The organism is Deinococcus marmoris, from assembly GCF_001949125.1.
Taxonomy (GTDB): domain Bacteria; phylum Deinococcota; class Deinococci; order Deinococcales; family Deinococcaceae; genus Deinococcus; species Deinococcus marmoris_A.
Window position 1 is genome coordinate 78,762 of sequence record NZ_MSTI01000115.1, and the last position, 13,151, is coordinate 91,912.

At 64.7% G+C, this 13,151-nt stretch carries 14 protein-coding genes; 4 read left to right on the forward strand and 10 right to left on the reverse strand.

All coding sequences use genetic code 11. From position 1 onward, the window contains the following. The first annotated feature begins 55 nt into the window (after positions 1 to 55). Together BOO71_RS17085 and BOO71_RS17090 are read left to right on the forward strand one after the other, a co-directional pair. On the forward strand, positions 56 to 352 hold the full coding sequence (locus BOO71_RS17085; RefSeq protein WP_075834339.1) for a hypothetical protein: 297 nt from the start codon (positions 56 to 58) through the stop codon (positions 350 to 352). Positions 353 to 829: 477 nt separating this feature from the next. Further along, complete coding sequence (locus BOO71_RS17090) at positions 830 to 1,126, forward strand: hypothetical protein (protein ID WP_075834340.1); 297 nt, start codon at positions 830 to 832, stop codon at positions 1,124 to 1,126. A gap of 222 nt (positions 1,127 to 1,348) precedes the next feature. Here BOO71_RS17090 and BOO71_RS17095 read toward each other — a convergent pair whose 3' ends face one another. Beyond that, positions 1,349 to 3,277, reverse strand: coding sequence for a heavy metal translocating P-type ATPase (locus BOO71_RS17095; protein ID WP_083653555.1), 1,929 nt, complete (start codon positions 3,275 to 3,277; stop codon positions 1,349 to 1,351). A gap of 165 nt (positions 3,278 to 3,442) precedes the next feature. On the opposite strand from BOO71_RS17095, the gene BOO71_RS17100 reads away from it, so the two are divergent. After that, entirely contained in the window at positions 3,443 to 4,138 is a 696-nt protein-coding gene (locus BOO71_RS17100; protein ID WP_075834468.1) for a DUF2259 domain-containing protein, read from the forward strand. 5 nt (positions 4,139 to 4,143) lie between these two features. On the opposite strand, the gene BOO71_RS17105 is transcribed toward BOO71_RS17100, so the two are convergent. The 9 genes from BOO71_RS17105 to BOO71_RS17145 all read right to left on the reverse strand — a co-directional run bounded on the left by BOO71_RS17105 (position 4,144) and on the right by BOO71_RS17145 (position 12,390). Next, positions 4,144 to 5,808, reverse strand: a complete 1,665-nt coding sequence (locus BOO71_RS17105) for a VOC family protein (RefSeq protein WP_075834342.1) — start codon at positions 5,806 to 5,808, stop codon at positions 4,144 to 4,146. 150 nt (positions 5,809 to 5,958) lie between these two features. Next, on the reverse strand, positions 5,959 to 6,459 hold the full coding sequence (locus BOO71_RS17110; protein WP_075834344.1) for a MarR family winged helix-turn-helix transcriptional regulator: 501 nt from the start codon (positions 6,457 to 6,459) through the stop codon (positions 5,959 to 5,961). Positions 6,460 to 6,513: 54 nt separating this feature from the next. Then, positions 6,514 to 7,812 carry an aminotransferase class I/II-fold pyridoxal phosphate-dependent enzyme gene (locus BOO71_RS17115; RefSeq protein WP_075834345.1) on the reverse strand — a complete coding sequence of 433 codons (1,299 nt, stop codon included), beginning with the start codon at positions 7,810 to 7,812 and terminating at the stop codon, positions 6,514 to 6,516. A 197-nt stretch (positions 7,813 to 8,009) separates the two neighbouring features. Further along, positions 8,010 to 8,996 (reverse strand): SDR family oxidoreductase, encoded by a 987-nt coding sequence (locus BOO71_RS17120; RefSeq protein ID WP_075834347.1) that lies wholly within the window; start codon positions 8,994 to 8,996, stop codon positions 8,010 to 8,012. Continuing rightward, positions 8,993 to 9,910, reverse strand: coding sequence for an NAD-dependent epimerase/dehydratase family protein (locus tag BOO71_RS17125; RefSeq protein ID WP_254843199.1), 918 nt, complete (start codon positions 9,908 to 9,910; stop codon positions 8,993 to 8,995). Before BOO71_RS17125 ends, BOO71_RS17120 begins: the two co-directional genes overlap by 4 nt. Then, a complete protein-coding gene (locus BOO71_RS17130) occupies positions 9,907 to 10,878 on the reverse strand; it encodes an aldo/keto reductase (protein ID WP_075834348.1) in 972 nt (323 codons plus the stop codon). Before BOO71_RS17130 ends, BOO71_RS17125 begins: the two co-directional genes overlap by 4 nt. 219 nt (positions 10,879 to 11,097) lie before the next feature. Next, the gene (locus tag BOO71_RS17135) at positions 11,098 to 11,685 is read right to left on the reverse strand and encodes a hypothetical protein (RefSeq protein ID WP_075834350.1); all 588 of its coding nucleotides are present in this window, start codon (positions 11,683 to 11,685) and stop codon (positions 11,098 to 11,100) included. Positions 11,686 to 11,728: 43 nt separating this feature from the next. Beyond that, a complete protein-coding gene (locus tag BOO71_RS17140; protein WP_075834352.1) occupies positions 11,729 to 11,959 on the reverse strand; it encodes a hypothetical protein in 231 nt (76 codons plus the stop codon). A 41-nt stretch (positions 11,960 to 12,000) separates the two neighbouring features. Next, positions 12,001 to 12,390 carry a winged helix-turn-helix transcriptional regulator gene (locus tag BOO71_RS17145; protein ID WP_075834354.1) on the reverse strand — a complete coding sequence of 130 codons (390 nt, stop codon included), beginning with the start codon at positions 12,388 to 12,390 and terminating at the stop codon, positions 12,001 to 12,003. Between the two features lie 88 nt (positions 12,391 to 12,478). Between BOO71_RS17145 and BOO71_RS17150 the strand changes: the two genes are divergently transcribed. After that, on the forward strand, positions 12,479 to 13,114 hold the full coding sequence (locus tag BOO71_RS17150) for a nitroreductase family protein (RefSeq protein WP_075834355.1): 636 nt from the start codon (positions 12,479 to 12,481) through the stop codon (positions 13,112 to 13,114). Positions 13,115 to 13,151 lie beyond the last annotated feature (37 nt).

The following is a 13,151-nucleotide window of genomic DNA, read 5'->3' on the forward strand; positions in this document are numbered from 1 at the left end:
TTGGGGCTTGGGCGCAGGTTCGTCCCTTGACGACGCCTGACATAAACTGCGGCGAATGCAAACGTGGATGGCCGTGGTTCAGGTGGCGCTGCTTGTGCTGGGGGTTCCACTCTGTGCCGGGGCTGTTGTCCTGGCCCTTTTTGCCGGCGGCGAGGGAAGCCCGGCAGGTCAGCATCTGCTCGTGACCCTGATGGCTGTTCCGGTGGTTTACCTGATGTGTCTGCTTGTCTCGGTATGGCTGTTTGCAAGGGAAAGGTACGGTCATGCTCTGATGGCGGCAGTGATTCCGTTTCTCTATTTCATGCTCGCATTTGTCGCGGCTGCTGTCTGGACTGGCCTCACCTCATCCTGATGGGCTAATACGGACTCCGAATAAAAAGCGCAGACTGGCGCATCGCTGAATTCTATTCAGCCATCATTTTTCGCCACAGTGCCGCCGACAACCCGATCTCCTCACCCAGCACACCCTGTTCCACTGGTGGCCTCTATACGGTAATTAAGCGGAATCCGTATAACCAATGGTTCGGACAGTTTTCAGCAGGTACGCTGCCAGCAGAACGGTGTTTTTCAACCGTTGCCCGAATTAAACTCAATCCGACACCGATACCTGGATTGATATTATTTATTTGCCCTGCCAGACAGCCCTGTTGATCAATCGGAGACACATCACCTGAATACAGAGCATTCTGTGTCCAGCAGAGCCTTGGACGTCTCGCGACACCCTACTTTTTCTCCTCTCCATCCAGCACGCGACGCCACCCAAAACTGTCCGAACCATTGATAACCCGGCCAGTGGTCCAGGACTACCTCCTTTATAGTGGTTGCAACGATGAAACTCTGGTCCATCCTCGGCCTGATCGCCCTGTTGCTGCTGGGGGCGGTGATGAGCTTCTTTACCCTCGTGGCATCACTGTTTGCCAGCGACAGCGGCGCGCAGGACCCGATAGGCGCGCATTTTTCGGAGACCATGTTCACCATGCTTTACGTCTATCCCGTCTGCGTGATCGCCACGGTGGTGCTGATGATCCTGCGGCGGGGCAGGCTGGCGTTGCTGGCAGCCGTCTTTCCGTTCATCTACGTTTTCGGAGCGTTCATCTACACCGCTGTAGCTACGAGAAATCTCTGATACGGGTTCCGTCTGTTTCGCGCAGAAATCGGGACAGCGCCGATTCCCGCACTCCACGCCCGGAACCCGTTTTTCTCCTTCTCGCTCCGCTCGGATTACGGGTGTTTTCAACACCCTCTAATCGAAGTTCGTATGATTTCATCTGCATCGGTGGGAACGCCCCGATCCGAAAGGAAAAGACCCTCTCCACGGTGAAGAGGGCCAGAGGTGGACTGGACCGTTCTACAGCCGGTGCCCCAGCAGGCGCAGCCCCATGAACACCACTAACACGGTGCCGCCCTCGTGTGCGATGACGCCCAGCGGCAGCGGAATGTGCCCGGCCACGGCCAGCGGCGCGATGATCAGGATGACCCCGAAGGCGAAGGCCAGATTCAGGATCACGGTGCGGCGGGCATCTTTGGCCAGTTTCACGGCTCCGGCCAGCTTGCCCAGATCGTTTTTCATCAGGACCACGTCGGCGCTCTCGATGGCCACGTCGGTGCCGCTGGCGACGGCAATGCCCAGATCGGCGCGGGCCAGGGCCGGGGCGTCGTTCACGCCGTCGCCCACCATTGCCAGTGGGCCGGGCAACTCGCCCATGATCCGCAGCTTGTCCTCGGGCAGCAGTTCGGCGCGGTACTCACTCAGGCCGATCTGGGCGGCCACGGCCTGGGCCACCTCCATTTTATCGCCGGTCAGCATCACCTGATGTTCCACGCCTGCCGTCTTCAGACTGGCGATGGCTTCAGCGATGCCGGGGCGCAGCGTGTCGGCCACGCCCATCACAGCCAGCACGCGGCTGCCCACGCCCACGATCACGGTGCTGCTGCCCTCGGCATTCAGCTCGCGCAGGGCGGCGTCCTGAACGGCATTCAGGCTGGCTCTCTCCCGCTCCATCAGGCGAAGGTTTCCGGCCCAAGCTCGCTCACCGCTGTCCAGCATGGCCTCGATGCCCATTCCGGGTACGGCCTGAGCATTTCGCACGGGGATAAAGGAAACATCCTGCGCCCGTGCCGCCGTCACCACCGCCTGTGCAATGGGGTGTTCGCTGTGGCTTTCCAGTCCGGCGGCCAGGGCCAGCGCCCCCGCCTCGTCGTCGGCCACCACGCGGGCCACTTTCATTTTCGCCTGGGTCAGTGTGCCGGTCTTGTCGAAGGCGATGGTGTTCACACGGGCCAAGGCGTCCATCGCCGCGCTGCTCTTGAATAGCACGCCGCCGCGCGCCGCCGCCGCCATCGCGCTGAGCATCACAGCGGGCGTGCTGATGACCACCGCGCAGGGACTGGCCACCACCATGAAGGTCATGGCGCGGTACCACGAGGTATCGATGGACAGCTTGAAGCCGTAGTGCAGCAGCGCGAACACCAGCGGCACGGCCACGATCACCACCGTCGCGTAGGGACTTTCCCAGCGCTCGGTCAGGGTCTCGGTGCGGCTCTTGGCGGTCTGGGCCTGTTCCATCAGCGCCACCAGGCGGGCCAGGGTGCTGTCGCCTGCCGGGCGAATGACCTCGGCCTCCACACTGCCGTTCAGGTTGACGGTGCCGGAGGCCAGTTCCGCGCCCGCCGCCTTATCAATCGGCAAGCTTTCCCCGGTGATCGGCGACTCGTCTACCGCCGTATGCCCCAGCGTCACGCGGGCGTCGGCGGCAATGCGCTCGCCGGGCTTGATGACCAGCAGGTCCCCGATGCGGATGTCATTCAGTTCACACCAGCGTTCGCGCCCGTCGCGGCGCACGGTGGCCCCCGCTGGATTCAGGTCCATCAGGGCGCTGATTGCATGCTTGGTGCGGCCCATCGCCCAGTCCTGGAGGGTGTTGCTGAGGCTGAACAGGAACAGCAGAATCGCGCCGTCCGCCGCCTGCCCGATGCTCGCCGCACCTAGGGCGGCCACCACCATCAGCAAATCGACGTCCAGCTTCCTTTCCACGAACAGGCTGTGCAGCGCCTCACGCCCGGCAGGAATGCCCCCCGCCAGATACGCGACGAGATAGCCACCCCACATGATGGCAGGCACTTTCAGCAGGTACTGGCCTGCTGCACCGACCAGCAGGCCGAGCAGGGTCAGGCCAGTCAGGAGGACAGCGGAGCGCAGTTCGGGCGAGAGGTTAAAGCGGGGTTGGCGTGTCGGCGCGGCAAAACTTGTTGGTGTGGCTGTATTGGGGGTGGTCATGGAGCCTCCTGGCAGAGAATCCTTAATGGGAATAATTCTCAATAAGCCCATTCTATCTTCCCGCTATTACAAACTCAACGCCCCATCCTGAGCGGAGAAGTCAGGATGGAGCGGGGTTTTTCGGAGGGGGTGTTCTGTCGCTTTCCCCAGGGTGTACGCTCAGTCATGAGACATCTGCTGACGCTGACCCTGGCCGCCACCGTCACCCTTGCTGCGGCGAACGAGCGTATTCCGGTCGATCAGGTGCGCTTTTCTTCCACCTCGGCGCGGGTGATGGTCCTGAGTTCGGGGGTGCAGGACGGCTCTGGCTTTGGCACGGCCAGCCTCAAGGTGTTCAGCACGGCGACGGGGGCGCAGCTCTACAGCCGCCAGAAAACGGCAGACGCCCTGCCCAACACGTTGCGCTGGAATCTGTTGACCACGCCGCCCACCCCGGCCACGCTGTCTGCTTACGGCCTGACGCCGGGGGCCGTGTCCGCCGCGAAATACAACCGCGTGTATCCGCAGCCGTTTCCGCAGTGGAGCGACGGTCTGGGCGCGGGGCAGACTGGAATCACCAACGTGGCCCTGTGGTCCATGCCCGTCCCGATCAAGCTGAGCGTGTATGCCCTGCCCTCGGCTTGCCCCTACGGTGATCTGCTGGGGCCGGGGAATGCGCCCACCGGATTCAGCCTGACCGTCAACACGCAGACCATCCACCAGGATCTGAGCCTGCCCGCAGACCGCAAGTGCGCCGCCCGTTACTCGCTGGAGCGGGTGGACGTGCGCGGCAACCGCGTGCTGGTGACCGTGCGCGCCTACGGGCCGGGCTTCGAGGGGCTGGATGCCACCCCGGTTTTTATCGCGGCCACACTCCGTTAAGACCCCTACGCCTGCCCCACCACCGCCTGCATCAGCGCCCGCATGGCGTCCAGTTCCTCGGCGTTGATGGCGTGGCCCAGTCCCGGAAACACGCGGGCGTCCACCGATGCGCCGCGTGACCGTAGCAGTTCCTCGCTGGCCTGGAAGCGGTCCAGCGGAATATGCGCGTCGTCCGGGGCATTGCCCATGAACACGGGCAGGCCGTCCAGATCGCCCGTCTCGTCCAGCGTGATCAGTGCGCCGCTCAGCGCCACCACGCCGCCCAGTCTGACCCCGCTGCGGCTGGCATATTCCAGCGCCAGACACGCGCCCTGGCTGAAGCCGCCCAGCACCACGTTCTGCGGCCCGATGCCCTGCGCTTCCAGTTCAGCCAGAAGGGCGTCCACCGTGGCAAGCGCGGCGTCCAGATGCGGCTGATTCTGTTCCAGCGGGGCCAGGAACGACTGCGGATACCAACTGTTGCCGTCCGCTTGCGGGGCCAGATAGGTGAAGGCGCTCAGATTCAAGTCTCCCTCCAGCGAGAGGATGTCCTGCGCTGTTCCGCCGCGCCCGTGCAGCAAAATAGCCGCCACCCGCGCCTCGCCCAGCGGGCGTCCAGCGGTGAGAACCTGAATGCCGGAGGGTGCGGTTTCCTCCTGAATGGCCGGAGCCGTTCCCAGTTCCCGCGTTCCCAGCGTCACGCCGTATTCGGGACTGACGATGCGCGGCAGGTGCGCCTCGATGGTAGGGCGGCGGGCCTCGTACCATTCGGGCAGCTTGAGGTGCTTGCCCAGCTCATCTACCGCCTCGTCGTCGGGAAAGCCGGGGGCGTCGGTGGCGATCTCGAACAGGATGCCGTTGCTCTCGCGGAAATAGATGCTGTGGAAGTACTGGCGGTCCTGCACGGGCGTGGGCCGGAAGCCCGCCGCTGTCAGTTGCCCCATGTACGCGGTCTGCTGCTCGTCGTCGCGGGTCCGCAGCGCGACGTGATGCACGCTGCCCGCCCCAAAGGAGCCGCGCGCCCCGCCGGGCCGTTCCACCACATCCACGAACAGGCCCACGCCCGCGCCCCCATCGTCATCGCCGCTGCCCCGGAAGCGGGTGCGCTGGCCCTCGGCGTCGTCCTCGGTGCCCACTTCGGTAAAGCCCAGTTGGCCCACCAGCAGATCGCGCACGGCCCCGGTCTCCCTGACCCAGCCGGTGACCGAGTGAAAGCCGCGCAGGGCGTGTTCGGGCGGGATGGGCGAGGCGGGCCACTCCTCCACAGGTGCGCCGTCCTCGAAGACCAGTTCCACCCACGTTCCGTCCGGGTCATCCACCGTCAGCGTGGGCTGGCCGAAGCGCTGGTCCCCGCGCACCTCCAGCCCCAGCCCGGTCAGGCGGCCCAGCCAGTAGTCGTACGAGGCCGCCGGGGCGCTGTAGGCCGTCGCCACGATCTCGCCGTTGCCGCGCACGCCGCGCGCCGCAGCGGGCCAGGGAAAGTGGGTCATGATCGTGCCCGGCTGCCCGGTGCAGTCCCCGTAGTACAGGTGATAGGTGCCGGGATCGTCAAAGTTCACCGTCACCTTGACCATGCGCTGCCCCAGAACGTTGGTGTAAAAGTCGATGTTGCGCTGCGGATCACTGGCCATCACCGTGATGTGGTGCAGACCCTGGACGGGGGAAATCTGGCTGGAAGGGGAGGAAGTCATGCTGCAATAATAGCTTAACATTAAGCGGTTTTCAAGCGGAGTCTGGATAGAGGCTGCTCTTCGGAAGACCAGAGACTATTTTCTCTGGGGGTGCGTTTTCTTTGTGCCAGAGAGCAGTTCTGTCTGTCTGAAAAACAGGGTGAGCGCTTTCTAAACCTTTGCTCTCCGTGTCGGTGCGGCCTCGCCCCGCTCCGCATCCCGGCGCTGGGCTTCCAGTCCAATCTTGCGGGTCAGGACGCTGAGCTGCTGCAATTCTTCCGGTTCCAGCACGCCGAACAGTTCCCGAATGCCGCCCACATGGCCGGGCAGAATCCGCTCGATCAGGCCGCGTCCTTCCTCTGTTAAAGAAATCTGGAAGGCGCGGCGGTCTGCGGGATTGCGCTCCCGGCTGACCTGTCCGTCTCGCTCCAGATTGTCGATGACCATCGTCAGGTTGCCGCTGGAACGCAGGATCTTGTCGGCCAGTTGGCGCTGGCTCAGCGGTCCCAGGTGGAACAGCGCCTCCAGCACCGCGAACTGGCTGAGGGTCAGGCCGTGGTCTGCCAGATGCCGGTTGGCCGTGACTTCCACGGCGTGAGCGCCCCGCCACAGCTTGATATAGGCGTCCAGTGCGGCGCGCTCGTCGGCGTTGCCCGCGAAGTGGTTAGGCATGACGGGCATCCTGGGCCACAGGGCGCAGGGAAATCAAGCTGTGAATTGAAAGGTTCAGGAATTGCCCTGCGCCCGCTGCCCTGCGCGATATTCCTCGGTGGCCAGGCGGATGCACGCGGCGACGGCGCTCATGGCGATATAGACCTCGCCCACGGGCGGGCGCGTCGGCGCGATGCGGATGTTGCGGTTGCCGGGGTCCTTGCCGTCCGGGTAGGTGGCCCCGGCGGGAGTCAGGCTCACGCCCGCCGCGTCGGCCAGTTCCACTACGCGGGCCGCGACGGGGGCGGTGGTGTCCAGGCTGATGAAATAGCCGCCCTGCGGATTGGCCCAGGTGGCGAAGTCATCGCCCTCGCCCAGTTCGGCGCGCAGGGTCTCGCCCACCGCGCGGAACTTGGGAGCGATCAGGGCGGCGTGGTCGCGCATCAGTCCATCGATGCCGCCGGGATAACTGCCCAGAAACTTGACGTGCCGCGCCTGCTCCGGCTTGTTGGGGCCGATGCTCTGGGCGTTCAGATACTTGGACATCCACTTGATGTTGTCCTCGCTGGTGGCCACGAACCCCAGCCCAGCCCCCGCCAGCGTGATCTTGCTGGTGCTGGCAAACACGAAAGCCCGGTCCGGGTGCCCCGCGTCCCGGCACAGCGTCACGAAGTTGACCGTTTCGGGCGGCGTGCCCAGATGGTGTGCGCGGTAGGCGTCGTCGGCCAGGATGGTGAAATCGGGGGCGGCGGCCTGGAGCGCGGCCAGCCGCTGCGCCTTCGCGGCGCTGATCGTCTCGCCGCCGGGATTGCTGTAGGTGGGCACGAACAGGACGCCCTTGATGTTCGCGTCCTCTGCCGCCAGCCGCTCGATGGCGTCCACATCCGGCCCGTCGTGCTGCATGTCTACCGTCACCAGATCAAAACCCAGCGTCTGGAGCAGCAGAAAGTGCCGGTCATAGCCGGGGATGGTCACGATGAATTTCGGCTTGCTCTCGCCCCCCACCCACGGCCCTTTGCTGCCGCGTACACCGTGCAGCAGCGCGAAGGTCAGCACGAAGCCCTGCAATTCCAAAGAGGCGTTGTTCCACACGATCACGTTCTCGGCCTTCACGTCCAGATAATCCGCGAACATCTTGCGTGCGCTGGGCAGCCCGGCAATCCCGCCCGGATAGTTCCGCAGGTCGATGCCGTCCATGCTCAGGTCCGTTTCGCCCAGCGTACTGAGCAGCCCATTGGACAGGTCAAAATCCGCGTCGGAAGGCTGGCCGCGCTGCATGTTCAGCTTCAGCCCCCTGGCGCGAATGGCGTCGTAGGCGGTCTGGGCGGCGCTCAGGGCATCGGCGGCGGCAGGTGCGGAACCATCACGGGTCATGCCTGTACGTTACCCGTTTGGCGGGGCCGGGGGGGTGAGGTTGTTTGGCGGGGCCGCTCCTTTCGGGAAATCGGGGAGAACGGCGGAGTCAGTCCGTGTTTCAGGTAGGTGCCGAAGGCATCAGGCGTTAGCAATGGAAAAACCCTCGTCCTGCGAAACGGGGAGTGGGGCCAGTGTGCGCCGCGTGGCATTGCCCTCTATGGCCTGACCGTCTGAATCTGCCCGATGATCCGGTCCATCAGCCCGTCCAGTTCCTCATCCACCACCTGCCGCGCCGGGTCCGCGTCGTACCACGCCAGCACTTCCTGCACGCCGCGCGCAAAGGGGATGGTGGCGTTGAATTCCGGCACCAGACGCTTGATCTTGGTGTTGTCGAAAACGGCGCTGTGGGCCTTGTCGCCCAGCAGACCCGCGCCCCAGTCGGGGGCAAAGGCGGCAATGACCTCGGATGGAACGTGGACAAGCTGGGCCTTGACGCCTGCTGCCCCGGCCACCAGCTCGAAAATCTGGTTCCAGGTCAGCCATTCGTCACCCGTGATCTGCACCGCCTCGCCGATCACCGCTGGGCGGCCCAGCAGACCCACAAATCCCACGGCAAAGTCGCGGTGGTGGGTCAGGGTCCACAGCGAGGTGCCGTCGCCGTGAACGATCACGGGTTTGCCCCGGCGCATGCGGTCCACCACGGTCCAGCCACCGTCCATTGGCAGCAGCGTGCGGTCATAGGTGTGCGAGGGCCGCACGACAGTCACTGGAAAGCCGTCCTCGCGGTAGGCGCGGGTCAGGCGGTCCTCGCAGGCGATCTTGTCGCGCGAGTACTGCCAGAACGGGTTGTGCAGCGGCGTGGATTCCGTGATCGGCAGGTGCCCCAGCGGCTTCTGGTACGCGGAGGCCGAACTGATGAACACATACTGCTTGGTCCGGCCCGCGAACAATTCCAGATCGGTCTCGATGTTTTCGGGCGTGAAGGCCACCCAGTCCACCACCACGTCGAATTCCAGATTGCCCAGCGCCTGCCGGACACTGGCCGGATCGCGGATATCGCCTCTCAAGACCTTCGCGCCGTCTGGCACGGGCCGCGAGGACTTGCCCCGGTTGAGCAGGTACAACTCCATCCCCTGCGCCAGAGCCAGTTCCGAACACGCCGAACTGATGATGCCGGTGCCGCCGATAAACAGAACCTTCATGCCTGTCCTCCCTGGTGGGTTGCGCCGTCCTCGCCCAGCGTGTCTCGCCAGCGGTGCTGTGGCTCGAACCCCAGTTTCTCGCGGGCGTGGTCGATGCTCAGCAGCGTTTCAAAGTCCTTCAACGATTCCCGGAGGGGCACGCCCGGAAACACCTGCGCCATCAGCGTGCGCGAGGGCTGCGGCATGACGGTGTCGGCGGCGGCGATGATGAAGCTGCTGGCCCCCTGGAGCGGCGCGCTCAGCGCCAGACGGCAGGCCAGCGCGGCGTCCCGCTCGTCGATGTAGCCCCACAGATTCCACTTGCGCGCGTGGGGATCGGGCCAGGCCAGCTCCGGGAAACGGCGGTACTCCTCCGGCCCCAGGATGTTGGAGAAGCGCAGGGCCACGAAGGGAATACCCGAGTGACGCGCAAAATCCTCTGCCATCGTCTCGGTGACCACTTTACTCAGGGCATACGACGACTCGGGGTGTGGGTAATGCGCCTCGTCCACCGGGGCGTAGTGGGGCGGCACGTCGAAGGGCAGGCCCAGCGTGGTTTCACTGGACGCCCAGACCACCCGGCCCAGACCGAGCATGGTGGCCGCCGTAAAGACGCTGTGGTTCATGGTCACGTTCTGCACGAAGGTGTGATGCGGGGCCTGAAGGTCCGGGGCGGGAATATTGGCCAGATGAACCACGCTGCCCGCACTGTGCATGACCTCCAGCGTCTGGCCCAGATCAGTCAGATCGGCGCGCAGAACGGCTTTCAAGGAGCCGGGGAATTCGCCCTCCGGTCTTGGGATTGGCTGGGTATCAACGGCGATAACCTCATAACCGTATTCCAGCAGATGTTTCAGGGCCGCGCGTCCGGCCCGGCCCGCCGCCCCCGTCAGGACCACTGGCCCCGCCGGAAGGGTCTGGGAGACGGCGCTCACCACGCGTAGGCTTCAGGGGCCTGTCCGCCGGGGCCGGGCCAGATGTCGTCCAGCTTTTTCAGGGTTTCGTCGCTCAGCTTGATGTCCAGCGCTCTGAGTGCGCCGTCCAGTTGCTCTGCCGTGCGCGGGCCGATGATCGGGGCGGTCACGGCGGGCTGGTGCAGCAGCCACGCCAGTGCCACGTCCGCCGGGGACTCTCCCAGCTCCCCACACAGCGCCTCGTACTGCTCCAGTTGTGGGCGGTGCTTGTCGATCTGCTTTTGCATGTTCTCGCCCGCGCGGCGGCCCTCGCTGGCCTTTTGCAAGGCACCGCCCAGCAGGCCGCCGCCCAGTGGACTCCAGGGAATCAGGCCCAGCCCCAGCGCCTGACAGGCCGGGATGACCTCCAGCTCGATGGTGCGCGCCGACAGGTTGTACAGGCTCTGCTCGGACACCAGACCCATGAAGTGGCGCTGGGCCGCCAGCGTGTTGGCTTGCGCGATGTTCCAGCCCGCAAAGTTGCTGCTGCCCACGTACAGCACCTTGCCCTCGCGCACCAGTTGTTCCATGGCCTGCCAGACCTCTTCCCAGGGCGTCGCGCGGTCAATGTGATGCATCTGGTACAGATCGATGTGATCGGTCTTCAGGCGGCGCAGGCTGTCCTCGCACGCCTTGCGGATGTGGTACGCCGAGAGTTTCTGATCGTTGGGGCCGTCGCCCATCTTGCCGTAGACCTTGGTGGCCAGCACGATTTTATCGCGGTTGCCGGGGTTGCTTTCCAGCCAGCGTCCGACGATCTGCTCGGTCACGCCCTCGCCGGGCTGACGGCCATACACGTTGGCGGTGTCGAAGAAATTGACGCCCCGGTCCAGCGCCGCGTCCATGATGGCGTGGCTGTCCTGCTCGGTGGTTTCGGGGCCGAAGTTCATGGTGCCCAGACACAGGGGACTGACTTTCAGGCCGGTGCGGCCCAGATGACGGTAATCCATAGTTGACGCCTCCTTGGGTTTTGCTCTGCCTCCGACGCTACACCCGCAGGCGCGGCGGCGTCATCTTGGCGCGGCCTTCATCTTTTTTGTGGGTTTTTGGTGGGACTGAAAGGTGAGGGATCAAACCGAGGCAGCCACCCCAGCATCCTGCAAAAAATACAGACGGCCACCGAACTGAGTGGGCCGTCTGTCGAAAGAGATCATCCGCTCAACCCAGCTTCAGTTGCTGTTTCCCGATCCGTCCGGTCCCGGTTCTGGCCGCACTTCCGATGCTCCGGGCGGTGTTTCGTGCGTGATCGTGCCCGCCTCATCGCTCCCAGTGGGCTGGCCGCCGATCAACTGGCGCAATTCCTCGATCACGGCGCGTTCCTTATCGTTGACCTGCTCGCCGCCGAAGCCCAGGAATCCGCCTTCCTTGGCGGCCTCTGCGGTGCGCTGCGCCACCAGCATCAGCATCTCGCGGTAGGCGGAAGCGTCTTCTGCGCTGGTCTTGGCATTGACCAGCCACATGGCCTGACGCACACCTTCCAGGCTCTGGTTTTTCACGTCCTCGACATTGCGGGCGCGTTCCTGCTCCGGCGCTCTGGCGGCGGGCTGGCCCAGCAGATCGGCGGCCATCGCCTCCATCAGCGGGGTGCGGCTGTCCCTGCTCACGCTCTCGCGCACCGCGTTGGCAATGGCCTGCGCCTCGGCCAGCAGGCCCGTCAATCCGCTGGGACTGGCGGCCACCACTGCCGCGCCCGCCCGTCCGGGGCCAGTCATGACCTTGAACCACTCGTCTGCCGTGAAGTTGTCTTTAAGGCTCATGCGCCCAGCTTAGAGCAGCGGCGTTTGGACCGGGAATGGGGCTTTACTCACGGGCCTTTACCTGATCCAGATTCAGGCGTATCCGCTCGGTGTCTTCGCGCACGCTGCGCTCGTCGGGCGCGAGGCCGTGGCTGCCAAACAGACCGCCAGCCGCGCGCATCCCGCCCAGCGCGTCGCCGCGCGGCTGGTCCGTGTCCACCAGCGGCCTGATCTTGAAGGCCAACACGATCAGGGCCACTGGCAGCACGATGAAGATCAGGACGGCGGTCCACATAACTGGCTCAGCAGCCCTGCGCCATTAACAACGAGGGGCCATTAACAACCCTGCGCCGAGACGACGCCCGGATGCCCTTCTTGCAGGTGGGCGCGGCCCCAGGTGTCGATGGCGTCGATGACGCTCTGCAACTCGCGGCCCACCGGGGTCAGGGTGTAGACACTGCGGGCCAGTTTGCCGTGCGTGTCCTCGGTGCGCTTGTCAATGATCTTCAGTGTTTCCAGGTGTTCCAGGCGCTGGGTCAGCGTGGCGCTGTTGCAGCCGCCCACCGCGCGGGCCAGCTCATTGAAGCCCTTCTCGCCGTCCAGCAGCGCGCGGACGATGTGCAGCACCCACTTCTCCTGCAACACGCCGATGGCCCGGTAGACCGGGCAAAAGCCCTTCTCGACTGCCGTGGCAGAGGGTCCGGGAGCGGAAAGTTCCGTGTTCATGGTAGGATTCTACACCTAAACGCAAAATCAATTAAGCAGAGGATTACACCGCTTGACATTTTAAACCGGTGGGCGTAATGTTCCAGACATGACCGCTACCCTGACCCAGCCCCAGACCGTCGCCCCCCTCACCGTTGCCGAGGCCATCGAAACCCGCCGCAGCATCCGCAAGTTCGTGCAGGAACCCATGAATCAGGGCGATCTGCACGAGATCCTGCGCCTCGCCAGCCTGGCCCCCAGCGCCTGGAACGCCCAGACCTGGCGCTTCGCCGTGGTCCAGACCGCCGAGATCAAGGAACAGCTCCAGGCTGCCGCCTACGGTCAGCCCCAGATCGGCAGCGCGCCCGCCGTGATCGTGGTCTACAGCGACATGGAAGACACCCTGAACACCGTGGAAGAGACCGCTCACCCCGGCATGGGTGACGAGGGCCGCGCCGGACAGCGCAAGACCTTCGACGGCGCTTTCGGCGGTCAGGACGTGGCCCAGCGCGGCCAGTGGGGCTTATCGCAGGCCAACATCGCCTTCGGCTTCCTGATGCTGGCGGCGCGCGGCCTGGGCTACGACACCGTCCCCATGCTGGGCTTCGATCCCGCCAAGGTGCGCGAGGTGCTGGGCCTGCCCGAACACGTCCAGTTCGCCGGATTGCTGCCCATCGGCAAGCGCGCCGAGGACGGCTTCCCGCACCACCGCCACGGCGTCGAGCGCGTCACCAAGTTCTACTGAAGTCCTGAAGTCTGATACGGACTCCGATTGAAAGGTG